Origin of the sequence: Mesorhizobium sp. LSJC269B00 (genome assembly GCF_000502815.1) — a bacterium.
GTDB lineage: Bacteria > Pseudomonadota > Alphaproteobacteria > Rhizobiales > Rhizobiaceae > Mesorhizobium.
The window spans coordinates 534,494-557,047 of record NZ_AYVN01000005.1 but is presented as its reverse complement, the minus strand read 5'-3'; the positions used below and the strand labels follow the sequence as shown (position 1 = coordinate 557,047).

Here is a 22,554-nt window from a genome sequence, read left to right as displayed (position 1 = left end):
TGTATCGGCGTGTTCGTCGTCGGATATGCCGACGCCCTAACGTGTATGGTTCCCGCGCGTCAAGAGACTGCCGGCGCAATTCCAGGAAAAGTGCGTAGCGGTTTTCCGTCCGGAATCATGCAAAAACAAAGAGTTAGAGTGGGTCAGCTGCTCTATAAAAAGCTGAACCGCTCTAACGGCCGACGCTGAAAGCCACGGGAATAGGGAAGGTCGTTCTGCCAGAGAGAATTCTGGTCGCAGCGAATTCAGTCGTAGAGATTGTACTTCGCCCAGTCGGCTTCCGGAATCTCGTCGCCGATGCGGTAACGGAACTGCAGGACCTCCATATGGTCAGGCGCCGTCTCGCATTTGAACTTCAGCCGGTACCACTGCCCCTTGCTGCGGAAGGCAGCGCCCGGGCTGCGGATGGCATCGGCCTTCATTTCCGGCGTCGCGAAGGCGTAGGCGACGACGCGGTCTGCCTTGTACTTGTGGTCGTCATGGCTGATGCGGTCGAGTACTTCGGCGTCGCATCTCTGCTCCAGCCGGGTCTCCGGGTCGAGTTTCAGCAGGCCGGCGCGCAGGGCGGCGTCCATCGCGTGGGCGGGTAAAGCCAGCGTCACCGAGGCCAGCGCCGCAAGGAATAGTTTTTTCATGGGCGGGAGAACGACCATAACTCGCGTGAAAAATCAACCGGAGTGCCATTTTGGGGCAGCCGGATATGCGCGGAAATCGTCGTTGGCCGGGCAGGGTATCTTGACGCAGCCGCTTTGACACGTCGCCGGCGCCATTCTTAATTGTCCGGGCTGCCATGCACCGATTGCCTGTTTCGCCGTCTTTCCGCTTCTCGCGATCGCGGCAGCCACCGCCATGGCCGCAAGGCGATATAGGCAGCGAGGAAGGTTCTCTGTGCAAGGCCGGCCTCGCTGTGCCAGACCTCCCTTATCCCCGCCGCCCTCAATGCCCTTCGTTGGGTGCTGTTGCGTTCCCAGCGCCGGCTGATGCTGCCCGCCCGATAGTATTTGTGGCAGAGCACTTGCGGCACGCGGACAAAGCCGCCGAGCAGCGACAGATGCAGAAGCCAGGTCCAGTCGGCGCTGAATTCGCCTTGGCTGTTGGGCTTGATCCCGCCGCTGCGGTGGAACGCCCAGGCCCTGAATACCCCACGGTTGGGGACCCACCATCCATGCGGCTGGCGCGCCATCACCCGGCCACGCGCAAAACCGTCCTGCAAGCCCTCCAGCAGGTCGAACTTCCACGTGGCACTTTCGCCTCTGACTTCGATCACTTCGACATCGCTGAACGACAGTACGGCCTCGGGATTGGCATCGAGCGCCCGCACCAGCGCCTCGATATAGTTTGGATCGATGACGTCGTCATGGAAGGCAAAGAACATCAATTCGCCGCTGGCATTGGCCATCAGATCGTTGGAATTCTTCAGCCATCCCAGGTTTTTGTCCCGGCGTAGGATACGGACATCGTCGCGGCCGCCGGCGAAGGCTGAAACGATCTCGAATGTCGCGTCGGTCGAATTGTCCTCCCCGACCAGGATCTCGATATTGTCCCAGGTCTGCGCGGCGAGGCTGTCCAGCGTACGCGAAATGAATGCCGCCGAATTGTAGCATGGCACCAGCGCCGTGACCTTCGGCCGCCAGCCGGATCGAAGCTGGACTTGTTTCTGCGCTACCTGCTTCGCGCCGCCCTGTTCTGTCTCACCCATTCACTCGATCCCGCAGATTTGCCGCGCCAGCCTGTCGGCAAGCCACGGCGCCGTCGAATATTTACCTGTGTCGACCGAGATGTAGTTGCCCAGGCGGTTGACCCCGAATTGGTCGCGGCGATGGATTGTGGCTTTCGGGTCGCTGAGCGAACCACGCCCTTGCGCAAACACGAAGCCGCCGCGTACCTCAAGCTCCTCGGCATCGTCGAACATGCTGGAAACACTGGGCACCAACCGGGCGAGCGTGGCGCGAACGTCGCCGATGAACCGCTGTCGTGCGTCGGCATCGAGTGCTTGCGGCGTTTCGATCGACAATTCGCCACTCTCCGCAAGCAACCCGCTCGGGTACCAGGACAGATAGAAGTTGCGCCCGTCATAGTTTTTTATGTCGCCGAACGGGCCAAGGGCGACGACCGCGCACGGCACATTGACAGGCTGCCTGGTGCGGCCGAACAGGCAAAGCCTGTAGCGGTGCGACCATCCGGGAACCGGCTCGATGCCGGCCGTGCGGTCGACAGCCAGCCGCCCCTCCCAAAGGCAATTGACGACGATGTCGAACGCCTCACTTTTTTCGCTTGCGACCGCCACGCGCCATTTCCCGTCAATTCCGTCCACCGGCTGTGCCGACAGGACTTCGGACGCCATCCGCAAGCTGATATTGGGTTCACCCCGAAGCGCCGCGCAAAGCCGGTCGGCAACCCATCGCGTGTTGACGGATCGCTCCGGCACCTGGAAGCCCCCGACGATCTGGTCCGAGTTGGTGACATCGGCCAATTCAGTTTTGGAAAGCCGATTCGATCGCGCCGCCGATACGTCGGCAAGGTAGCTGGTGGCGTCAGCGTGGCTGCGCACCAATACATCCACACGTTCAAAGATCGCCCCCAGCGCCTCGGCAGCGACGATCGAGTTGCGATGGACCAGATAAAGGTCTTCCGAAAAGGTCGTGTGCGCTTCCAGATTGCTTCCGATCAGCTCGGAAACAAGCCTGCCGAAACACAGTCCTCCCGAAAGCAGATGCCGGGCGGTCAGCAGCGAGGGATCGTTCCCGTAGAGATAGCCGAGATGAATCTTGCCCTCGTTCCAACGGCTGGCGCAGGCCATCGGCTCGCTCTCCTTGTCGAAGAGGGACACCGCGTAGCCTCTGCGGGCCATCATGAGAGCGAGGCTGGCGCCCATGATGCCGGCGCCGAGAATAGCCATTCTGCCGCGAGGCGCTGTCATGTCCTGGCGCGCATCGCGGCCTCTCCTTTCCCGATGAGTGTCGTCAGGGGTTCGATACGTAGTTTTCAGGGCCGTATTCGGTATCGCAGAAAACCAGCAAAGACGGGTTCTCGCCTTCATAGGTCTGCAGCGCCCACACCGGGGCATCGACCAGCACCGCGCGGTTCGATGCGGTGAGCGTCAGCCGTTCGATCTGTTCCTGATAGCGAAATTCGATGCCGATCTCGCCCGACAGCTGCATCATCAATTGCCGGCCCGAGCCGTGTGCATGTCCGCCCCGCGACGTGCCGCGCGGCGCGGTGACGACGAACGCCCGCACGGCTTGGAAATTGTAACCGCTGAACTCGATAGCGGTCAGCATTCCCCTGGGATCGCAATGTAACGAAGTGGGGATCTCGGTGACCTTGCCGCCAAAGAACGTTCGATGCTGCATAACGTAAGCCCGCCAGATGCCGGTCGACATTTACCTCAGACTAGCGCTTATATCAAAAGACAGAGAATACAACCACTTAGGCGGTGTTTTGGGACACAGCAGCGGATCGATGTCGAACTCGGCCTCAGGCCGATACGGCGCCGACTACCGAAGGTCGCCGCGCCGTCACGACTTCTGAGTCGCGGCCGAAACCACGGCTTAAGACCTTGGTCCGAGCGGTCTAGGACCTTTGAGTTCGGAAGGCCGGCCGGTCCCAACGAGGGTGATCTACTTCAGCAATTTCAAAGAGTTATGCTGGTTGGCGTTTCGCCGGCCGGCCGCTTCGTTCTCGCAATGAAAGCACAGCTATATCCAAGTTTACCCTTTGTGTTAGCGATTCCTCATGTTGCCCGCTATAGCGGTTAGTGGCGGTGGCAATCTCGGAGGTAGTTATGACATCCCGAAAGACCCTTTTTGCTGCATTTGCGGTGTTCTCGCTTCTGGTGTCGCCGGCCCTGGCTGCTGCTGGTGGCAACGGCCATGGTAACGGCCATGGCAATGGTAACGGTAACGGCAATGGCAATGGCAATGGCAATAGCGGAGGAAACGGTAATGCTGGCGGCAATGGTGGAGGCGGCGGTTCGCTCGGCAAGTCGGCATCCGCCAAGGGCCAGGTCGCCAAGGCCGCTACCGGTTCAGTGTCCAAGGAAAAGAATATCCATGCCAAGCTGGGCCGATTGAACTCACTGCAACGCAACGCCAACGCCTTTATGCACTCCAAGAGCAAGAACTTCGCTGGCGTGCAGGCTTTTGTGACACAGTCGGCAATAGCCAAGAACGCTCAATCGGCGCTCGATGCCGCTAATCAGGCGGTTGCCGACGCCAAAGCGGCGCTCGACGCGCTGAATGCGAAAGCGGCTGACCCGAATACCCCGCCCGAAGATGTCCCGACGCAGGCCGACCTCGATGCAGCACAGGCAGCGCTCGATGACGCCACCCAGGATGCGGCCGCTGCTCAGACCGCCGCCACAGCTGCCGCTGCCAACGTCCCATCGATCGATGCAGCCCTTGCCCAAATGGCCAACAAGCCCGTCGACCCTGAGGTGACAGATTGGGCCAATAGCGTACTTGCCGACAAGATCGACCAAGTAGCCGCCAAGCTGGCGCCGGCCGCGCCTTAAGGCCCCATGCGGCGGCAGCGATCCAATCGACGATAAGCCGTCGGGTCCGCCCGGCGGCTGCACCTTTCTCGCCTATCTGCAGCGTTGGTCCCAATGCAGGTCCGAGATTCTGGTCATGGCTATTTTGCGAAATCTCCAGCCGGGCCGCCGTCCTCAAGGCTGAATTCATGCGTGCTTCGCGCATCTTCATCGACCACACGAAACCAATGCTCCTGAAGCGCTCTAGGCGACACCCTTTGGCCCGTGACCTTCTCTACCGCAGATAACGGATCATCGGCGCTCGTGGCCTGAGTTGAGACACACTCCTCTCCATGCCACTCTTCCACCTGGTACTCTGGCATGCCGGCCTACCTACCGCTCCCCAGAGCCTTCGCTTCCCGCTCCAGCGTCTCGCGTCGGTTGCCGTGCTTCGCGATCAATTCCTTGACCTGCTGCGGGGTGATGCCGGCCTTGGTGGCGAAATACTCGACTTCATAATCCTCATCGGCAGAGACGCGGTCCCGATCGCGGAAGTCCGTCTTCGTTTTGTCGTCAGCCATTTGCTTTGCTCCTGGTTGAATGATCAACCGCAACGTGCAGCCGCAGCCTTTTGTTGCAGCGGAGCCCGGATTTCCGAAACGGTCACATGGGAAAACGGCCCTCAGTCGCAGGAGGTGCTGGTGTTGCTGTAACTTTGAACGGAACGGTTCTTCTCCTTGACGGTTGTGACGTGAAGGAGATGCCTCATGTTTGAAAGTGTGATGTGGTTGATCGTCGTTGCTGGTGGGCCACTGTTGCTGGCCCTATTGATGGCATACGTTCTTATGACCCGACGCCACCGTGGTCCTGCAGAACGCATGGAAAGCGACCGCGCGACCAAACGGCTCTATCGCCAGGACGAACGTTGATCCTGAGGCTGGCGCACGTTTGCGCTCACGCTGGCCCGCTGCCTCGCGGTGGCAGGCTTCTTCGTTTTAGGAAGTTAGGAATAACTTAGGAAAGATTTGGCCCTCTTTGAAAATACAGAGGCAATTCAGCACGGTAGCCAAATATCTGGCGGAGGGAGTGGGATTCGAACCCACGGTGGGCTTGCACCCACGCCGGTTTTCAAGACCGGTGCCTTAAACCGCTCGGCCATCCCTCCAACGTGACTTTTCAATCATCTAGGAACATCAACCGACCCAGTGAACGACAGTTGGTATCGAATGATACCTATCCTTCCGGACCAGCTTGCGGTTCATTTCTCTAGAGCGTTGCCCATCGCCAAGTCAACCATCGGCGCTGCCATGGATAATAGGGGTGGCGTTCGTTACCCGAACGGAGCTGCGAACCCGTTTTCGAAGGAGCCGGGATCTAATTGCGATCCTTGCTGCCGACCTGCACAAGTTGCAGAAGACCCAGCACGACAAGTGCGAGCAAGGTAGCCAAAGCCGCGATCTGCCAGAACCCGAGCCCAACCGCCAGGCCTATGGCGCCTGCCAGCCACATGCCCGCCCCAGTGGTAAGCCCTTGAACCTCGCCCTTGGAGAAGAAGATCAAGCCCGCGGCCAGAAATGCCACGCCGGCAGTCGTGGCTTCGATCAAGCGGATAGGATCAATGGCGATTTCCTGACCATCGAAGACGTGAAGATGAGTAATCTCGATCGTGAGGATGGCAATTAGAGCCGTCGCAACACAGACCAGGATGTGTGTCCTCAATCCGGCCGGTCGGTTACGCCATTCGCGTTCGATCCCAACGATGGAGCCAAGGACGGCCGCGAGCAAAAGCCTGGCTGAAATTACGGAAAAGGGCAGCCACGTCTGTTGCCCGAAACGTTCAATGAATTCATCCATGAGGCGCAGAACGTATCTCGGGTCGGTCGGTTCCAGGCAGCCGCGCTTCATGCCACAGGTTCACTTCCAGACTCCAAAGGACAGAGGTCTCGGATGCCTCCTCACAGGCGCCCGGCCAGCCCGGGACCTGGCCGCCACATTCCTGCCCGGTTCCGGACACAATCGATTAATACGCTGATAAACAATTCCTGCGCACAAGGGATGGGGATTGGCGCGTCGCAGGCATTGCTCATCTGGCTCCGCCGAAATTCTAGAAGCGGCGCCTGTGTCGAGACGGTAGGGGACATCGGAAAACATGCAGACCACGACGCATCGGCGTCTTCGTCGCGCTCCTGCTTTGGTGTTGTGCGCTCTTTCGGCTGCGTTGCTGGCCGCGTGCGCGTCGCCGCAGTCCGAGCCGAAAGCCATGGTCTACAAGAAGCCTCGCTCGAAGGAATATTTTGCCGAGACCGAATACGGTGTGAAGGCCAGCCCGCGCGTTCAGTACATGCGGCGCGGCGGCGGCCGCGACCAGTTGGGCAAGCCCTATCAGGTGCGCGGCAAGTGGTATTACCCCAAGGAAGACAAGCGCTACGCCAAGGTCGGTCTCGCCTCCTGGTATGGCGATGCCTTCCACGGTCGTCTCACAGCCAATGGCGAAGTCTACGACATGACCCATCTGACGGCGGCGCATCCGACCATGCCGCTGCCAAGCTACGCCCGTGTCACCAACACCGAGACCGGAAGCTCGGTCATCGTGCGCGTCAACGACCGCGGCCCCTATCACGAGGGACGCATCATCGATGTCTCGGAACGCGCCGCGCAAATGCTCGACTATGCCAAGGTCGGCACGGCCAGGGTCAAGGTGGAATATATTGGCCGCGCACCGCTCGACGGCGACGACGACCAATATCTGGTCGCCTCCTACCGCCCGGGCAACCGCCCGGACCCGTCCGATGGCTTGCCGACCGGCGTCATGGTGGCGATGAACGGACCTTCGCCGAGCCTATCTGTTGGCGCACCCCCTGCCGTAGTGCCGTTTCCTGGTCAGTTGACGAATTCCGACACACAGCCAGTGATGTCGATGCAGGCACCGGCCTCAAGCGATGTGACGCTGCCTGAATTCGGGCCGATCGTGCCTCAGCGCCCGGAATCGCCCTTTGCCGTGGCTTCGCTCTCCTATGCGGATGAGCGCGTACAGCGCGCCGACGTCTTTGCAGCGCTTGACGACCAGGGCATGTCGCCAGCCGACATCCTGCAATCGTGGAAGAAATCCAACCCGCAGGCATCGCCTGCCGTTTCCGACTATGTCGCCGCCGGATCCTTCGACGATGCTGCCGAGGCAAAGCGGGTGGCTGCGGCTCTCGAACCGTTCGGCAGGACCGAAATCCAGAGCACCGAACTCGACGGCAATGACTGGTACGCGGTCAATCTCTATCCGGATGGCCATGGCAATGTCGACGACCTCTTGCACGCGGCATGGTCGCATGGCGCGCCGGACGCGCTGGCTGTGCGCAACTGACCAACAAAGGCACGCCGGTTTGTCATTGCGCGGTTGATCCGCCGGGAAGAAGCCTGATAGCGTTGCGGCAAGTTTCTGCCGGCTAACAGTCGAGCCTCTTCATGCGATTTCGCCTTTTCCACCCTTTTGCCGGGCTTTTTGGCCTTGGCTTCTTGCTTGCCGCGCTGGTTCCGGCCAACGCGCAGCTTTTCGAGACCAAGGCGACGCAGGCTTTCATGATCGATGCCGAAACCGGCACGGTGCTGTTTTCCAAGGATGCCGACCAACCGATCCCGCCGGCCTCGATGGCCAAGCTGATGACGATGGAGATGGTCTTCAACGCCATCAAGTCGAAGCGCATGAGCCTCGACGACACCTTCGTGGTTTCGGAAAATGCCTGGCGCAAGGGCGGTGCGCCTTCGGGAACGTCGACCATGTTTGCCAAGCTCAAATCGGCGATCCGGGTCGAGGATCTGATCCAGGGGGTCACCATACAGGCCGCCAATGACGGCTGCATGGTGCTGGCCGAAGGCATGGCCGGTTCGGAAGAGAATTTCGCGGCGCAGATGAACGATCGCGCGCGCCAGATCGGGCTGCCGAAATCGACATTTGTCAATTCCACCGGCCTGCCGGCCGACGGCCAGCAGACGACAGTGCGCGAACTGGCGCAGCTTGGCCTGCATATATGGCGCGAATATCCGGATCTCTATCTCTATTACGGCCGGGCCGATTTCACCTGGAACAAGATCTCGCAAAAGAATCGCAACCCGTTGCTGGCCATGGGCATCGGCGCCGATGGGCTGGCGGTCGGGTCGAGCGAGGCGGGCGGTTTCGGCATTGTCGGCTCGGTCAGCCATGACGGAACCAGGGTGTTCGCGGCGATGAGCGGATTGGCCAATGATCGCGAGCGCGCCGAGGAAGCGCGCAAGCTGCTCGAATGGGGCGTCCGCTCCTTCGAGAAGACCGAGATTTTCGCTGGCAACGAAGTGGTCGGCGAGGCCCAGGTGTTCGGCGGCGCCAAATCCAGCGTAGCGCTGAAGGCAAAGGCGCCGATCGACGTCCTGCTGCCGATCGCCAACCGCGACAAGCTGACCGCCAGGATCGTCTATCAGGGGCCGGTATCGGCGCCGGTGGAGGAGGGGCAACCCGTCGGCGCGCTGCGCGTCTGGATCGGCGACACGCTGAGCCAGGAAACGCCGCTTTTCGCCGCCGAATCGGTCGGCGTCGGCACGTTGCCGCAACGCGCGTTTGATGCCGCCAGGGAACTGGCCGTAGGCTGGCTGCGTTGAGTTCCTGCGGCGTGGACCTTTTCTCAGGCGCGGACTAAGACACCAGCGCAAAGCAGGACAAAGGCCTTTCGATTGGCAAGCGGATTTTTCATCACCTTCGAAGGCGGCGAGGGCGCCGGCAAGTCGACGCAGATCGAGCGGCTGGCCCAGAAGATGCGCGCCAAGAAATACGATGTCCTCCTCACCCGCGAACCCGGGGGGTCACCCGGCGCCGAGGCGGTCAGGCATGTGCTCCTGTCCGGCGCCGCCGAGCCGTTCGGGCCGAAGATGGAGGCGCTGCTGTTTGCCGCCGCGCGCTCCGACCATGTCGAGCAGGTCATCCGGCCGGCGGTGGAGCGCGGCTCCATCGTGCTTTGCGACCGTTTCCTGGATTCGTCGCGCGTCTATCAGGGCGTCACCGGCGGCCTCGATCCGGCTTTCATGGAAGCTCTGGAGGAGGTCGCCATCCACGGCATGATGCCGGATATGACGCTCATCCTTGACATTGACCCTGCCGAGGGCTTGCGGCGCGCCGCCGCGCGGCGTGGCGCCGAGGACGGTCCGGACCGCTTCGAAAAGGAGACGCTGGATATCCACCAGCGCCGCCGCGACGCCTTCCTGGCGATCGCAGCCGCCGAGCCGGACCGCTGCATCGTGATCGACGCGTCGGCGCCTCCCGCTGCGGTGGAGGATGTCATCACCGCGGTGGTGTTCGCCGCACTTGAGGCGAGGGCGCCCGCGCGCAACCGACAGGCGGCGCCCGCATGATCTTCGAACGCATCGCTCCCGAGCAGCACGACACACTGGACGGTGTACCGGAGCCGTCCGAGACGCTGCGCCTGGTCGGCCATGAGCAGGCGGCCGCGATGCTCGCTGCCGCCTATCGCTCGGGAAAACTGCCGCATGCGTTGATCTTTGCCGGGCCGGTCGGCATCGGCAAGGCGACGCTTGCCTTTCACCTGGCGCACCATCTGTTGAAGCATCCGGCCTTCGACCAGGCGCCGGATGTGTTTGCCGTTCCCGATCCGGCCTCACCGCTGTTTCGCCAGATCGCCACCGGGGCGCATCCCGGCGTGCTGCACCTGACCCGGCCGCTGAACGACAAGACCAAGAGTTTCAAGACCGTCGTCACCGTCGACGAGATCCGCAAGGTCAACCGCTTCCTGTCGCTGACCTCGCATGACGGCAGCTACCGGGTGGTGATCGTCGATCCGGCCGACGACATGAACACCAACGCCGCCAATGCCTTGCTGAAGAACCTCGAGGAGCCGCCGAGCCGCACGCTGTTCATCCTCATCGTGCATGCGCCGGGCAGCCTTTTGCCGACCATCCGTTCGCGCTGCCAGATGGTGCGGCTGACGCCGCTCGATGCCGGCAGCCTGATGAGTGTTCTGGAGACCGTCGAGCCGCCGCCACCTTCCGATCCTGCTGCGCGCGCGGCACTAGCGGAACGGGCAGGGGGCAGCGCCCGCAATGCGATCCTTCTGACCCAATATGGCGGGCTGGAGATTGCCGGCACGCTCGACGCCCTGGTCACGTCGGGCAAGAGCGACATCGCCGGCGCCTATCGCCTTGCCGAGGCCGTCGCCGGCCGCGACCAGGCGATCCAATTCGACATCTTCAACCGCCGCGCGCTCGACCTGCTCTCCACCGGCGCCAGTGAAGCCGCGCTGGCCGGGGATCTCGCGCGGGCGAAAACGCTGTCCGACACTTGGCACGAGGCGCTGAACGCCATATCTGAGACCGATACCTACAATCTCGACAAGAAGCAGCACGCCTTGACCATGATCGACCGACTGAATTCCGCAATGCAAATGTGACCGGATCCGGCCTCGGGTCGGGATGGCAATCGCCGTCTCGATGCGATATCCACCGCTCACACTCAATTCGGACATTCATGACGGTTCATTCATGTCACGCGACACATTCTACATCACCACACCGATTTTCTATCCGAACGGCAAGCCGCATATCGGCCACGCCTATACGGTCATTGCGACCGACGCGCTGGCCCGCTTCCAGCGCCTGGACGGCAAGGACGTGCTCTTCCTCACCGGCACCGACGAACATGGCCTCAAGATGCAGCAGACGGCCGAGAAGGAAGGCATAACGCCACTCGCGCTTGCCGACCGCAACTCGGCCATCTTCCGTTCGATGACAGAGGTCCTGGGCGGCTCGAATGATGACTACATCCGCACGACGGAACCACGCCACTACGAGTCGTGCCAGGCGATCTGGAAGGCTATGGCGGCCAATGGCGACATCTATCTTGACCGCTATAGCGGCTGGTATTCGGTCCGCCAGGAAGCCTATTTCGAAGAGAGCGAAACCACGCTCGGCGACGACGGCGTGCGCCGCGAGCCGCTTGGCTCGCCGGTCGAATGGAATGAGGAGGAAAGCTACTTCTTCAGGCTTTCCGCCTATCAGGACAAATTGCTTGCGCTGTACGAAAGCCAGCCCGATTTCGTCGGTCCGGCCGAGCGCCGAAATGAGGTGATGAGCTTCGTCAGGTCCGGCCTCAAGGACATCTCGGTCTCGCGCACGACCTTCAATTGGGGCGTGCCGGTGCCGGGCGACGACAAGCATGTGATGTATGTCTGGGTCGATGCCTTGACCAACTACATCACCGCTGCCGGCTATCCCGACACCAAGGCCGAGCAATGGCGCTACTGGCCGGCCACGCACATTATCGGCAAGGACATCGTCCGCTTCCATGCCGTCTACTGGCCGGCTTTCCTGATGTCGGCCGGCATCGAACTGCCGAAGCGCGTCTTCGCGCATGGCTTCCTGTTCAACCGCGGCGAGAAAATGTCGAAGTCGGTCGGCAATGTCGTAGACCCCTTCACCATGGTCGAGCATTACGGCCTCGACCAGGTGCGCTATTTCTTCTTGCGTGAGGTGCCATTCGGCCAGGACGGCAGCTACAGCCATGACGCGATCGTCAACCGCACAAATGCCGATCTCGCCAACGGTCTCGGCAATCTGGCGCAGCGCTCGCTGTCGATGATCGCCAAGAACTGCGGCGGCGTGGTGCCGCATCGCGGCGAGCTGACCGAAGCCGACAGCGCGATCCTCGACCAGGCGGTGGAAGCGCTGGGTACCGCGCGCCAGGCGATGGCGGAACAGGGCATCCATCTCGCGTTGGCGGCGATCTTCGGCGTTGTGGCGGAAGCGGATCGCTACTTCGCCTCGCAGGCGCCCTGGGCGCTGAAGAAGACCGATCCGGCGCGCATGGAAACAGTGCTGTGGACGACCGCCGAACTGGTGCGGCGCGTGGCATTGCTGTGCCAGCCCTACATTCCGGGGTCGGCCGGCAAGCTGCTGGACCTGCTGGCGGTGCCGGCGGACAAGCGTGACTTCGCGCATGTCCATGCCGACTATGCGCTGGTGCCCGGCACGGCGCTGCCCGCGCCGGAGGGCGTGTTTCCGCGTTATGTCGAAAACCCTGAGGCGAGCGCCTGATGCTCGTCGACAGCCATTGCCATCTCGACTTTCCGGATTTCACCGAGGAGCGGGCGGCCATCGTCGCCCGCGCCAAGGCTGCCGGTATAGGTCACATGGTGACCATCTCGACACGCGTGAAGCGGTTTGCGCAAGTGCTTGAGATTGCCGAGAGTTTCGACGAAATCTATTGCTCGGTCGGCACCCATCCTCACAATGCCGGCGAAGAGCTGGATGTGACGGCTGAGGACCTTGTGCGCCTGTCCGCGCACCCGAAGGTGGTGGCGATCGGCGAGGCCGGGCTCGACTATTTTTACGACGAGGCGCCACGCGATGCGCAGGCGCAGGGTTTTCGCACTCATATAGCAGCTGCGCGCGAGACCGGGCTGCCGCTGGTGATCCATTCGCGCGATGCCGATGACGACATGGCTGCCATCCTCGAAGACGAAACAGGGAAGGGCGCCTTCCCCTTCATCCTGCATTGTTTTTCGTCGGGGCGACGGCTGGCAGAGGTCGGCGTGGCGCTTGGCGGCTATGTGTCCTTCTCGGGCATACTGACCTTCAAGAACTCCGCCGATTTGCGCGCCATCGCAGCCGATGTGCCGCATTACCGGCTGCTGGTCGAGACCGACGCGCCGTATCTGGCGCCGGTGCCGTTCCGCGGCAAACGCAACGAGCCGGCCTATGTCGCGCATACAGCCAAGGTGCTGGCGGAGACGGTCGGCGTTGGCGAAGCCGAGATCGCGACGCTGACGACGGCGAACTTCTTCCGGCTGTTCGGCAAGATGCCGCGGCCCGCCGGGCTCTGACGCATGAGCGACCGGCTGCGCCTCACCATCCTCGGCTGCGGCTCGTCACCTGGCACGCCGCGCATCACCGGCGATTGGGGCAATTGCGACCCGGCCAATCCGAAAAACCGGCGTACACGCTCAGCCGCGCTCGTCGAGCGGATAGCAGCCAACGGCGCCAGAACCACGGTCGTCATCGACACCGGGCCTGATTTCCGTGAGCAGATGCTGATGGCGGCCGTCCGGCGCATCGACGCCGTCGTCTATACGCATCCGCACGCCGACCACATCCACGGCATCGACGATCTGCGCGGCTACGTGCTGGAGCAGCGCCATTTGATCGATGTCCATGCCGACCAGCCGACCATGCTCAGGCTGCGCGAAGCGTTCGGCTATTGCTTCGAGACGCCGTTTGGCAGTTCCTATCCGCCGATCGTCAGGCCGCACATCATCGATCACGCAAGGGCGGTGACGATCGAAGGCGAGGGCGGTGCCCTCACCCTCGAGCCGCTGCCGCAGATCCATGGCGACATCATTTCGCTCGGCTTCCGCATCGGCGGGCTGGCCTACTGCCCCGATATAAGCGACTTCCCGGATGCCACCGCCGAGCGGCTGCGCGGCCTGGAAATGCTGGTCATCGATGCCTTGCAGTACCATACCCATCCCAGTCATCTGTCGCTCGGTCAGGCGCTTGGCTGGATTGAAAAACTGGCGCCGAAACAGGCCGTGCTGACGCATATGCATGTGCCGCTCGACTATGCCACGGTGAAGGCCGAGGTGCCGGCCAACGTCACTCCGGCCTATGACGGCATGGTGATCGAAATTCCTTTATGAGACAGCATGATACGAGCAGATCTTTATAAGGACGTTCGGTTCTTCGGCGCGAAGATCAGCAGCGTTCCAATCCGCTCATAGCCCATGCGGGGATAAAGCAGCGCTCCGGCACGCGTCGCCAACAGCATCGAGCACCGCGACCCATGCGCTTTGTCGTCATGCAGCATTTTGGCCATCAGCGCCTGGCCGATGCCTCGACGCCGGTGCGAAGGCTCGACAAACATTGCCGAGCACCATGTGGCGCCGACGGCGTCTATGCTGCGCACACGCCCGACGATGGCGTCGCCATCGAGCGCCACATACTGGCGAAACGGCGCATCGTCGCCGAGTTGATCGTCTGGAAGTGACCGCCTGCGTATGACCTTTCCCAGTTGTGCAGCGCGTTCAGCCGTCCTCACGCGTTCGATAGAGACGATTGCTGGCGGGTCTGGAATTTGGCGCAGCGACTGGATGAAAAAGCCTTCCGTCCGCAGCAGCCGGTAGCCGAGCGCCTTGTAGGCCGTTCGCGTTGGTTCGTCCGGGCCGTCATTCGCGATCACGACCGAAACGGCAAAGCCCGGCCGCGCATGCTGCCGCACGATGGCATCGGCTTCCTCGGCGGCGACGTCATGGACGATCCATTCTTCGCCACGGTAGTCGCGTGCATTCTTGCGCTCGGCATCGCGCATCAGCCACAAGGGTCCGACGCGGCTGGCTTCGTATGGAAAGGTGCGGCTCTTGTCGGTGCTGAAGCCGTGCACGAACACTTTGATCGCCGCTTCGATGTCACGCTTTCCTGTCGTCATCGACACAGCGTAGCGTTGGCCAACGGCTCATGCCAAGCCCTATGAAAGTCCGCGTCCTTTCCCAGCTGCAGCCTGATGCATAAGTTCCATAATCTATCTTATGCGACTTTCATATGTGGCTGCTGCTTCCATTAGGGGCCTGCCAATATACGCCCTGCTGACTGAGATGCAGGCCGGCGGCTCTGATTGCTTGGCGGGAGGAACGTTGACGAAGCAGTGGCGAAATGAGTTGGCGTGGTCTTCATTTCTCAAGGGATGGGCCTTTCGCAAAGGCCTCGACTTCCTGGTCGACCGGCCCGCGCCGGGATAACGAACAGGAGCGTCATCCCGAAAAGCTTTCCAGGAGGCCGCTGAAGGCTGCTGCGATTGCAACAAGATGGAAGACGCCAAGGGCCAGCCATCTGGAGCCGCCGGCGCCCGCAACAAATGCCCCATAGGCAGGAAACTGCAGCGTAGCCAATCCGATGGAAAGGCTGGTGATCGTTGTGTTGGTCAAAAGCGTTGCCAGCATGGGGACCGGATAGAGAAGTCGCGCCAGCCCATAGTCGCCATGCCCGGCCCCGGCCGAATAGAGCGCCAGGAAAAAGGCGACCGGCGTGACGCCGAGGCCGACAAGGAACCCTGCCCGCGAGGAGAATTTTGGCGACGTCATCTGGCCATGGCCATGGCGGCCGGTGGGTCGCCGCCGGGTGGCAGTGGTACGGGAGCGTATCCGGAGTAGTCGGCGCGCAGGCGTGCCAGTCCGTTCGAACAGGACCGGAGCGCATCCTCCAGCATGAACATGTTCGCGAGCGGCATTGTCGCTTTGACAACGACGACCACGCCGCTGATTTCCCGACTCCGGATCAGGCCCCGGCGGCTGTGCAGTTCGGCGATGATTTTGTCGACATAGGCCGCCGACGTGTTCACCTCGACTTGCATGATCGGCTCGAAGAGCTGCACGCCCAGCTTGGGAGCGGCTTCACGGAAGCAGGCTCGGCCGGCGATCTCGAAAGTCAGGGGCGAGGAATCAGTATCGTGATACGCGCCGTCGATCAGCGTTGCCTTCACGCCAAGCATCGGGAAGCCAGCAAACGGGCCTGAAGACAGAATGTTCCGCAGCCCCTTTTCGACGCCCGCAACATATTCGTTCGGAAGCGCACCGTCGGCGACCTTGGACCCGAAGACGAAGTCCCAGCTACCGCCATTCGGCTCGAACGCAATCTTGACGCGGGCGAACTGACCCGTACCACCGGACTGCTTCTTGTGCGTGTAGTCCTGCTCGTGCTTACGGGTGATCGTCTCGCGATACGCTACCTTGGGCGCGCCGACATTCACCTCAATGCGAGACTCGCGGCGCAGGTGGTCGATGACTATGTCGAGGTGGAGTTCGTCCCTGCCGGCGACGATCGTCTGGCCCGATTCCGCATCCTGCTTGACGTGCAACCAGGGATCCTCGTCCGCCAGCTTCGACAAGGCAGTAGCTAGCTTCTCCTGATCGCCCGCGACTTCGGCTCGATCGCGATTTGCAGCAGAGGCCAGGGCGCGGCAGACTTTTCCATCATGACTCCATGGTTGCAGATCGATCCGATGACCGCAACGGAGGGGTCTACGCCCGGCCGGCCGCCCTGCCCGTCCCTTTCGCTTCCTGACTGTGGACGCGCGCCAGAAAATCGCGCACCAGCGGAAGCGCCTCATCGAAATGGGTTTCGAGCAACCAGTGGCCGGCGCCGCCGATGAGATGAAGTTCTGCTTCCGGCAAATCGCGCTGGTAGGCATGCGCCGATTGCGCCGGCATGTAACCATCCTCGGGACCCCAAACGATGAGCGTCGGAGGTTGGTGCTCGCGCAGAAAGCTCTGATAGCGGGGGAACCAGCCGAGGTTCGCCTCCAACTTCTCCATCAGGTTGACCGCGAGCCGCCGGCGGATCGGCGTGTCCATCAAAGGCCAGTGGAGTTTCCAAAGATCGGGAGGCACGCGCTCGGCTACAGCGTCATCCACCTCTCCGACAAACTCGTGCCGGAAGCCCTCCTCGCTTACCGCCTCTTCCAACGGCCGATGCTTTTCGGGCGTCTTCTCATTCCAATAGGCTTTTATGGCGGCGTATTTCGGCCCGAGAACGTCCTCGTAGATGTCACCGTTCTGGATAATGCGGCGATGCGCTCGGGATGTGCGATGGCGTGGCGCAGTCCGATCTGAGAGCCATAATCGTGCAGCCAGAGAGCATAGCGCGACATGCCGAGCGCATCGCCGAAAGCTGTCAGAAACCCGGCATAGGCATCGAAATCATAGCCAAAAACCGACATTTCGGGCGTGGCGCTGTAGCCAAAGCCGGGAAAGTCAGGCGCGAATGTATGCCAGCGATCGGCAAGTGCCGGCATCAACCTTCGGAATTGATAGGACGAGCACGGATAGCCGTGCGGCAGCAGGAGGACGGGAGCATCAGGCGGGCCGTCTTCGCGATAGAAGATGCTGTTTCCGTCAACGCCGATCCGGCGATGTTGCAATTCTACCTCCTTGCTCAAAGCTTGCCCGCCACTTTGTTTACGGCGCTCCGGCAAGAAGGTTCCCTTGAAGTCAGGGCGTGACGGCTTCCGGCTCTCCATTGCCCGACAGGATCTGCAGCGTTCCGCGCGTGGCGTTGCGGAACGCATCGTCGAAACTGACGCCACGTACCTGCCAGCGATACTCCTTATCCTTGAAGCTGAGCCGCCAGTCGCCGACCCAGCCCAGCGCTTCCTGGCGCCATGCCAAAGTGCCGGCAAGCAGGGCGTCCCCATCCAGCGTGTTGGCCACGTCGGCGAGCGCGACGTCGGACGGCCGAGGCAACTCCAGCGGCAAACCGGTCCGGTGCGCCGCGTCCGCCAGCGCAACGCGCATATCCGCCGCAAGCTCGCCGCCGCCATCGCGCACCAGCGTGAAGCCGTCGCCTTTCATCGGCCTTACATCCAGCAGTGCGACGATTTTTGGCCGCGGCACCGCCCACGGTTTGCGCCCGAGCGACGCCAGCAGGGCATCGATCTTGTCCGGGTCGAAATCGGCGGTGATGTAATGCGGCCGGTCGTGGGTGCCCTGCTCGTCATGCGGCGGGCGGTTGTTGAGCAGGTCGCGGTAGCCGACACCAGTGACATAGTCGGCCGCGTGCCGGCTCATGTCCGCAACACGCGGGTCGCCGATCAGCCGCGGGTCGCCGGAAACCTTGACCAGCACCTCTTCAAGGCACGGCGCCAGGCCCCACGCCCGGTTCTCCTCGCCAGTGCCGCTGGTCACCGATTGCGCGCGGTAGAGGCTGGCGCGGTCGATGTCGGCGGCAGCGACCGGAAAGACAATCAGCACAGCCAGCGCCGCTGCCACAAAGCCCAATTTCAAGCATCCAGGCACCCGCCGACCCTCCCGAAACGGTCCGGAACATCCGTTGGAGCCATACTCCTGATCATCAGGGAATTTCAAGGTGCCGCCCATCAAGGCGTATCGCCGACGATGCGCCGGTGTACGCCGTCCAGGCTCTCGGTGAGCGCCTCGAACACGTTTCGCGCCGTGAGTTCGCGAAGAACCTGTTCGTTGATGCCGCCGCGCGTCGCATAGTCCTGCGCCAGATGCATGAAGTCGGCATCCGGCGACATATCAGGAGCGCTTCCCAAGGCTTTGAAAAGCGATGCGATGTAATCGCGCCCCTTTCCTTCCTCGACGCCATTCTTCTTGAGCCAGCTGTTGATCGTATCGAGATATCTGTAGTAGCTGGCATAGGTCGCGGTGACCACGCTCAGCGCATTGAATTCGGCTGGGTTCTCGACCTCGATCACTTTCCCCAGACTGCCGAACAAGGCAGCGACAGTGGCATCCGGCGGGCAGATGATCGTTGCCCCCAGCCGGTGGGCAATCATCGGCATGGGCAGCGCTTTCGTCACCTGGTGCGCGGGTGCGGTCAAGCCGGCAATCTCATCGCGCGGCAGCGTGGCGATCAAGCTGATGAGGTGATGCTCGCGCCGACCGCAAACCCGGCAGGACGTCATGCGCAATTTGCGGCCGGACAGCCAGCATGACTAGGTCGCATTGATCGAGAACCGCCTGATTGTCATCAGCGATACACACATCCGGATAACGGGCTGCCAGCTCTGCGGCGATCTCTTCATTGCGCGGCGACAGCAGCACGGAGACGGAGTTATCCGCGACGGATTTGAGCCCGCTGACAATGGCCGCTGTAAGGGCACCCGTGCCGATGAAGCCAAGTTTCATCGCGCCTGTCTCTGGTTCATCGGTCACAGCGGCGCATGCTCGAGCCGTACCTGATAGCTCAGCACGCGCTTTTCACCGGGCGCGATCAGCATCACGCCCGGCTTGTCCGCGAACTCGCCATCGAAATCCACGGGGCTGGCAAGCCCGTGCCAGGGTTCGATACACAGGAACGGAGCGCCGCCCGGCTTCGACCAGATGCCCAATTCCTTGAAACCCTGCCACGACATCTCGATCGCCGCACCGTTCGCGGCGGCATAGCGCACGCTGGTGCTGGCCGGCCGGTCGAGGATCACGGCGTCTGCCTCGAACAGCTGTTCGGAAAGCGCCAGCGTTTTGCCTTCGATGGGCGTCGGCCGCGGTGCAGCCAGCACCAGGCCATCCTTCAGCCGGCGGATCGGCGCCGGCTCGTCCCGGGCAAAGGTCAGGTGGTAGTCGGTCTTGGCGAGCCCCGGCTGCAATGGCCAATTGAAAGCCGGATGTGCACCGATGGAGGCTGGCAGCGTCTCGTCGCCGGTGTTGGCAATCTCGAAGCTCACACCAAGTTCGCGACGCTCGAGCGTGTAGGTGATGGCAAGGCGAAAGGCGAACGGATAGCGCGTGCGTGTATCGGCATCGTCGGTCAACACCAGCGTGCAGGATCGGGGACTCGTCTCAGCAGCCCACACAAACGGCTTGTCGCGGGCAAATCCGTGCTGCGTCAGGGGATAGACCTGGCCCCCATGGCGGAGCTGGTCGCCCTTCAGCCGGCCGACGATCGGAAACAGCACCGGCGAATGCCGCCGCCATTCCGGCCCGGCCTGCCACAAAAACTCCAGACCCTCGGCATTGCGCAAGGAGATGAGCTCGGCCCCCTGCCCGACAATGGTTGCCGAGATGCCGTCGCCGTGAAGCGTCACTTGTTCCATGCGTTCTCGCGGAAAGCTGCGTGCGAGCGGCAGGTTAGCAAAAGCCCGCGTGGACTCAAGGGCGCGACATCGCGCTGATAGAGGAGCGATGTCTCCACGCCAAAACGACAGTGGCCGGAGATTCACCTCCGGCCACTGCGAGATCGAGATTGTTGCCTTGCTACGGTTCGACTATTCGCGCTCGCCGGTGAAATTCAGCAACAGCTGGAAGATGTTGACGAAGTTCAGGTACAGCGACAGCGCGCCGAAAACGGCAAGCTTCTGCTGCGATTCCGCGTCGAAATTCTCCGCATACTGTTCCTTGATCGTCTGCGTGTCCCAGGCGGTCAGGCCGACAAAGACGGCAATGCCGATCACCGAGATGGCGAACTGCAGCGCGGTCGAGCCAAGGAAGATGTTGACGACGCTGGCGATCACCACACCGATCAGGCCCATGATCAGGAAGGACGAGAACTGGGTCAGGTCGCGCTTGGTCGTGTAGCCGTAGCATGATCGGCACGGCCAGCGGCGATANGAGTTCAGACGTGTGCTCTTCCGATCTGTTGACGACGCTGGCGATCACCACACCGATCAGGCCCATGATCAGGAAGGACGAGAACTGGGTCAGGTCGCGCTTGGTCGTGTAGCCGTAGAGGCTGGTGGCGCCGAACATGGTGGCGGTGATGAAGAAGGTGCGCGCGATGCTGGTGCCTGTGAAGACCAGGAACACCGAAGCCAGCGACAGGCCCATCGCCGCGCAGAAGGCCCAGAACATCAACTGGGCGCTCGCCGCCGACATCGTCTGCATCTTGAACGAGAACAGCAGCACGAAGGCGAGCGGCGCCAGCATCACCACCCATTTCAGCGGGCTGGAAAAGATCGGCACGTAGAGGGCCGGCGTCGAAGCGACCACCATGGCGACGATGCCGGTGACGACGAGGCCGATGCCCATGTAGTTATAGACACGCAGCATGTGGCTGCGCAGGCCCTCGTCATAGATGGCGCCGGCGCGCGCGCCAGTGCCCATGCGGTATCCGAGTTCAGGGGTATTCATTGCGGGTTCTCCTTATGTGGTCTCAGTAAAGCGTCTTGATCAGTAAAGTGTCCTGATCAGTAAAGTGTCTTGGCAAGCGTCTCGGCGGCGCGGTCGAGGTCGTGGACATCGCTGCGCGCGACGACCGCGTACGCGACCTCGCCGATCTGGAAATAGGCAGAGGAGATGTCGCCGGAGGGCGCGATGGCAGGCTTGACGACGTCGAAGGTTCCGGGCCGGATCGCAAACAGCGAGACCAGCCCCATATCCTTCGTCTCCAGCGCCACCTCGACGCTCGGCCCGAAGCGCGACGGATAGATCTGCACGTCGCGGACCTTCCAGTCCTTGGGCAGCGATGGCATGACGATTGCGGTGGCGGCGCGGATTTCGTCGCCATTGTAGTTGGGCGTCTCCAGCTGCGAGGGCATCGCCTCGCGCATGAGCGTCGTCTTGTGCGCCCGGATCGCTTCTTCGACATAGGCGGGCGGCGGCGGCGAAGCCACGACCTTGGTCACCAGCAGCGGCCCGAAGAGGCCGTTCGCCAGCCAGCCGGCAGCGACAAAGACGGCGACCGCGGCCGCCCGCTGCAGCACGGCGAAGACGCGGCGACTGGCCAGCCCCCTGCCCAGCCGGCGCGCGACTTCAGTCGTCACGGGCCTCGCCATTCCTGTGGAAGCAGCCAGCGCCAGGCGCAGTTCGTCGCGCGTCCTCAAGTCGGACATCACCCGCGCCGCAGCCTCCGGACGAACCGAGAGGAACGCCTCGACCTCGATGCGGCGCGCGACATCCAGCTGGTCGTCGACATAAGAATCGAGATCGGTATCGGTCACCGGGTCCCGCAACAGGTCGGTCATGACGGGTCTCCCACGATCCTCAGATGGCTTTTGGCCGGCGAAGGTGCAGCGTTTTCCATCTCGCGCAGTGCTGCGCGCGCCCTGCCGATGCGCGACATCAGCGTGCCCAGCGGCACCCCGCTGGCGTCGGCGGCCTGCTGGTAGGAGAGGCCCTCGATGGCGACCAGATGCAGCGCCGAACGCTGCTCCTCCGGCAGACTGAAAAAGGCCTCGCGCACCTGCGCCAGTCGCACGGAATGTTCCTGAGGCGCCGGCGTGCTGGCATCGGTGAGATAGCCGGCCTGCTCGACACGCGCTGCTTCCGACCGGCGCGAGCGCATCTTGTCGATGAAAGCATTGTGGACGATCGACAGCAACCATGCCCGCAGATTGCCGCCCGAGCGGAATGTGTCGCGCCGCTCGTAGGCGCGCACCAGCGCATCGTGCACCAGATCCTCGGCGTCAGTGCCGTCGCGCGTCAGCGAGCGTGCGTAGCGCCTGAGCGAACCCAGCTGTCCGACAATATCGAAGCGTGGCATCGACCGTTTCATGCCCCGTTTACGAAACAGGCGGGGATCTTAATCCATCGCCACCAAAACTTTTTTGCGTCGCCACAATAGGCATCATGCAATCAGAAGTCCGCTGCGCACTTACCCATCTCCCGTGC

Annotated in this window: 23 protein-coding genes, 1 tRNA gene and 4 pseudogenes; 9 read left to right on the top strand and 19 right to left on the bottom strand. The window is 62.2% G+C overall.

The window, feature by feature from the left end; translation table 11 throughout:
• Positions 1-245 precede the first annotated feature (245 nt).
• From X771_RS149110 to X771_RS1000000165910, 4 genes are all read right to left on the bottom strand, one after another.
• Complete coding sequence (locus X771_RS149110; protein ID WP_032894508.1) at positions 246-653, bottom strand: DUF930 domain-containing protein; 408 nt, start codon at positions 651-653, stop codon at positions 246-248.
• 119 nt (positions 654-772) lie between these two features.
• On the bottom strand, positions 773-1,699 hold the full coding sequence (locus X771_RS149115) for a glycosyltransferase family 2 protein (protein ID WP_023688480.1): 927 nt from the start codon (positions 1,697-1,699) through the stop codon (positions 773-775).
• Positions 1,700-2,899, bottom strand: coding sequence for an FAD-dependent oxidoreductase (locus tag X771_RS149120; RefSeq protein ID WP_023688479.1), 1,200 nt, complete (start codon positions 2,897-2,899; stop codon positions 1,700-1,702).
• Positions 2,900-2,963: 64 nt separating this feature from the next.
• Positions 2,964-3,383 (bottom strand): FdtA/QdtA family cupin domain-containing protein, encoded by a 420-nt coding sequence (locus X771_RS1000000165910; protein WP_023688478.1) that lies wholly within the window; start codon positions 3,381-3,383, stop codon positions 2,964-2,966.
• A gap of 401 nt (positions 3,384-3,784) precedes the next feature.
• Here X771_RS1000000165910 and X771_RS149125 point away from each other — a divergent pair, with 401 nt between their 5' ends.
• Entirely contained in the window at positions 3,785-4,513 is a 729-nt protein-coding gene (locus X771_RS149125) for a hypothetical protein (RefSeq protein WP_023688477.1), read from the top strand.
• Between the two features lie 347 nt (positions 4,514-4,860).
• On the opposite strand, the gene X771_RS149130 is transcribed toward X771_RS149125, so the two are convergent.
• Complete coding sequence (locus X771_RS149130) at positions 4,861-5,052, bottom strand: DUF3606 domain-containing protein (protein WP_023668952.1); 192 nt, start codon at positions 5,050-5,052, stop codon at positions 4,861-4,863.
• Positions 5,053-5,238: 186 nt separating this feature from the next.
• Between X771_RS149130 and X771_RS1000000168805 the strand changes: the two genes are divergently transcribed.
• Positions 5,239-5,400: a hypothetical protein gene (locus tag X771_RS1000000168805; RefSeq protein ID WP_023691300.1), complete on the top strand. Its 162-nt coding sequence runs from the start codon at positions 5,239-5,241 to the stop codon at positions 5,398-5,400.
• A gap of 146 nt (positions 5,401-5,546) precedes the next feature.
• On the opposite strand, the gene X771_RS149135 is transcribed toward X771_RS1000000168805, so the two are convergent.
• A tRNA-Ser gene (locus tag X771_RS149135) sits at positions 5,547-5,636 on the bottom strand.
• Positions 5,637-5,845: 209 nt separating this feature from the next.
• Positions 5,846-6,325, bottom strand: a complete 480-nt coding sequence (locus X771_RS0134195) for an MgtC/SapB family protein (protein WP_027050850.1) — start codon at positions 6,323-6,325, stop codon at positions 5,846-5,848.
• 295 nt (positions 6,326-6,620) lie between these two features.
• On the opposite strand from X771_RS0134195, the gene X771_RS149140 reads away from it, so the two are divergent.
• The 7 genes from X771_RS149140 to X771_RS149170 all read left to right on the top strand — a co-directional run bounded on the left by X771_RS149140 (position 6,621) and on the right by X771_RS149170 (position 14,136).
• Complete coding sequence (locus tag X771_RS149140; protein WP_023688476.1) at positions 6,621-7,826, top strand: septal ring lytic transglycosylase RlpA family protein; 1,206 nt, start codon at positions 6,621-6,623, stop codon at positions 7,824-7,826.
• A 101-nt stretch (positions 7,827-7,927) separates the two neighbouring features.
• The gene (locus X771_RS149145; RefSeq protein ID WP_023688475.1) at positions 7,928-9,094 is read left to right on the top strand and encodes a D-alanyl-D-alanine carboxypeptidase family protein; all 1,167 of its coding nucleotides are present in this window, start codon (positions 7,928-7,930) and stop codon (positions 9,092-9,094) included.
• 72 nt (positions 9,095-9,166) lie between these two features.
• Positions 9,167-9,841, top strand: a complete 675-nt coding sequence (gene tmk, locus X771_RS149150) for a dTMP kinase (RefSeq protein ID WP_023688474.1) — start codon at positions 9,167-9,169, stop codon at positions 9,839-9,841.
• Positions 9,838-10,893 (top strand): DNA polymerase III subunit delta', encoded by a 1,056-nt coding sequence (locus X771_RS149155; protein ID WP_023688473.1) that lies wholly within the window; start codon positions 9,838-9,840, stop codon positions 10,891-10,893. Before tmk ends, X771_RS149155 begins: the two co-directional genes overlap by 4 nt.
• Positions 10,894-10,984: 91 nt before the next feature.
• Positions 10,985-12,535 (top strand): methionine--tRNA ligase, encoded by a 1,551-nt coding sequence (metG, locus tag X771_RS149160; RefSeq protein WP_023668947.1) that lies wholly within the window; start codon positions 10,985-10,987, stop codon positions 12,533-12,535.
• Positions 12,535-13,323 (top strand): TatD family hydrolase, encoded by a 789-nt coding sequence (locus tag X771_RS149165; protein ID WP_023688472.1) that lies wholly within the window; start codon positions 12,535-12,537, stop codon positions 13,321-13,323. Before metG ends, X771_RS149165 begins: the two co-directional genes overlap by 1 nt.
• A 3-nt stretch (positions 13,324-13,326) precedes the next feature.
• On the top strand, positions 13,327-14,136 hold the full coding sequence (locus X771_RS149170) for an MBL fold metallo-hydrolase (RefSeq protein WP_023688471.1): 810 nt from the start codon (positions 13,327-13,329) through the stop codon (positions 14,134-14,136).
• A gap of 23 nt (positions 14,137-14,159) precedes the next feature.
• On the opposite strand, the gene X771_RS149175 is transcribed toward X771_RS149170, so the two are convergent.
• The 12 genes and pseudogenes from X771_RS149175 to X771_RS149200 form a co-directional block, all read right to left on the bottom strand.
• Positions 14,160-14,921 (bottom strand): GNAT family N-acetyltransferase, encoded by a 762-nt coding sequence (locus X771_RS149175; protein ID WP_023688470.1) that lies wholly within the window; start codon positions 14,919-14,921, stop codon positions 14,160-14,162.
• 322 nt (positions 14,922-15,243) lie between these two features.
• Positions 15,244-15,573, bottom strand: coding sequence for a hypothetical protein (locus tag X771_RS149180; protein WP_023688469.1), 330 nt, complete (start codon positions 15,571-15,573; stop codon positions 15,244-15,246).
• Positions 15,570-16,486, bottom strand: a pseudogene (gene fusA / locus X771_RS01000000165090) (elongation factor G); the annotation flags it as partial. The gene X771_RS149180 and the pseudogene fusA, both read right to left, overlap by 4 nt.
• 23 nt (positions 16,487-16,509) lie before the next feature.
• A pseudogene (locus X771_RS01000000165085) lies at positions 16,510-17,426 on the bottom strand (alpha/beta hydrolase).
• Positions 17,427-17,478: 52 nt separating this feature from the next.
• Complete coding sequence (locus tag X771_RS149185; RefSeq protein WP_245262658.1) at positions 17,479-18,255, bottom strand: DUF2066 domain-containing protein; 777 nt, start codon at positions 18,253-18,255, stop codon at positions 17,479-17,481.
• Between the two features lie 107 nt (positions 18,256-18,362).
• Positions 18,363-18,830 (bottom strand): hypothetical protein, encoded by a 468-nt coding sequence (locus X771_RS1000000169230; protein ID WP_245262633.1) that lies wholly within the window; start codon positions 18,828-18,830, stop codon positions 18,363-18,365.
• Positions 18,831-18,840: 10 nt separating this feature from the next.
• The gene (locus X771_RS1000000169225; protein WP_245262631.1) at positions 18,841-19,137 is read right to left on the bottom strand and encodes an NAD(P)-binding domain-containing protein; all 297 of its coding nucleotides are present in this window, start codon (positions 19,135-19,137) and stop codon (positions 18,841-18,843) included.
• 23 nt (positions 19,138-19,160) lie between these two features.
• Positions 19,161-20,042: an aldose 1-epimerase family protein gene (locus tag X771_RS149190; RefSeq protein ID WP_023688467.1), complete on the bottom strand. Its 882-nt coding sequence runs from the start codon at positions 20,040-20,042 to the stop codon at positions 19,161-19,163.
• Between the two features lie 171 nt (positions 20,043-20,213).
• Positions 20,214-20,528 (bottom strand): annotated as a pseudogene (locus X771_RS1000000169765) (Bax inhibitor-1/YccA family protein); the annotation flags it as partial.
• Positions 20,529-20,583: 55 nt separating this feature from the next.
• Positions 20,584-21,075: pseudogene (locus tag X771_RS1000000169760) on the bottom strand (Bax inhibitor-1/YccA family protein); the annotation flags it as partial.
• Positions 21,076-21,131: 56 nt separating this feature from the next.
• Positions 21,132-21,908 carry an anti-sigma factor gene (locus tag X771_RS149195; protein ID WP_023688466.1) on the bottom strand — a complete coding sequence of 259 codons (777 nt, stop codon included), beginning with the start codon at positions 21,906-21,908 and terminating at the stop codon, positions 21,132-21,134.
• Positions 21,905-22,426 carry a sigma-70 family RNA polymerase sigma factor gene (locus tag X771_RS149200; protein ID WP_023728022.1) on the bottom strand — a complete coding sequence of 174 codons (522 nt, stop codon included), beginning with the start codon at positions 22,424-22,426 and terminating at the stop codon, positions 21,905-21,907. The genes X771_RS149195 and X771_RS149200 overlap by 4 nt, the downstream gene beginning before the upstream one ends.
• Between the last annotated feature and the right edge of the window lie 128 nt (positions 22,427-22,554).

Bases quoted from the DNA above. Each gene is read 5' to 3' on its own strand.
- X771_RS149180 (WP_023688469.1), bottom strand. From the start codon at position 15,573: ATGACGTCGCCAAAATTCTCCTCGCGGGCAGGGTTCCTTGTCGGCCTC.
- metG (WP_023668947.1), top strand. From the start codon at position 10,985: ATGTCACGCGACACATTCTACATCACCACACCGATTTTCTATCCGAAC.
- X771_RS1000000169225 (WP_245262631.1), bottom strand. From the start codon at position 19,137: ATGAAACTTGGCTTCATCGGCACGGGTGCCCTTACAGCGGCCATTGTC.
- X771_RS1000000165910 (WP_023688478.1), bottom strand. From the start codon at position 3,383: ATGTCGACCGGCATCTGGCGGGCTTACGTTATGCAGCATCGAACGTTC.
- X771_RS149190 (WP_023688467.1), bottom strand. From the start codon at position 20,042: ATGGAACAAGTGACGCTTCACGGCGACGGCATCTCGGCAACCATTGTC.
- X771_RS149125 (WP_023688477.1), top strand. From the start codon at position 3,785: ATGACATCCCGAAAGACCCTTTTTGCTGCATTTGCGGTGTTCTCGCTT.
- X771_RS149110 (WP_032894508.1), bottom strand. From the start codon at position 653: ATGGTCGTTCTCCCGCCCATGAAAAAACTATTCCTTGCGGCGCTGGCC.
- X771_RS149140 (WP_023688476.1), top strand. From the start codon at position 6,621: ATGCAGACCACGACGCATCGGCGTCTTCGTCGCGCTCCTGCTTTGGTG.
- X771_RS149130 (WP_023668952.1), bottom strand. From the start codon at position 5,052: ATGGCTGACGACAAAACGAAGACGGACTTCCGCGATCGGGACCGCGTC.
- X771_RS149195 (WP_023688466.1), bottom strand. From the start codon at position 21,908: ATGACCGACCTGTTGCGGGACCCGGTGACCGATACCGATCTCGATTCT.
- X771_RS149170 (WP_023688471.1), top strand. From the start codon at position 13,327: ATGAGCGACCGGCTGCGCCTCACCATCCTCGGCTGCGGCTCGTCACCT.
- X771_RS149200 (WP_023728022.1), bottom strand. From the start codon at position 22,426: ATGCCACGCTTCGATATTGTCGGACAGCTGGGTTCGCTCAGGCGCTAC.
- X771_RS149145 (WP_023688475.1), top strand. From the start codon at position 7,928: ATGCGATTTCGCCTTTTCCACCCTTTTGCCGGGCTTTTTGGCCTTGGC.
- X771_RS149120 (WP_023688479.1), bottom strand. From the start codon at position 2,899: ATGGCTATTCTCGGCGCCGGCATCATGGGCGCCAGCCTCGCTCTCATG.
- X771_RS1000000168805 (WP_023691300.1), top strand. From the start codon at position 5,239: ATGTTTGAAAGTGTGATGTGGTTGATCGTCGTTGCTGGTGGGCCACTG.
- X771_RS0134195 (WP_027050850.1), bottom strand. From the start codon at position 6,325: ATGGATGAATTCATTGAACGTTTCGGGCAACAGACGTGGCTGCCCTTT.
- X771_RS149175 (WP_023688470.1), bottom strand. From the start codon at position 14,921: ATGACGACAGGAAAGCGTGACATCGAAGCGGCGATCAAAGTGTTCGTG.
- X771_RS149115 (WP_023688480.1), bottom strand. From the start codon at position 1,699: ATGGGTGAGACAGAACAGGGCGGCGCGAAGCAGGTAGCGCAGAAACAA.
- X771_RS149155 (WP_023688473.1), top strand. From the start codon at position 9,838: ATGATCTTCGAACGCATCGCTCCCGAGCAGCACGACACACTGGACGGT.
- X771_RS149165 (WP_023688472.1), top strand. From the start codon at position 12,535: ATGCTCGTCGACAGCCATTGCCATCTCGACTTTCCGGATTTCACCGAG.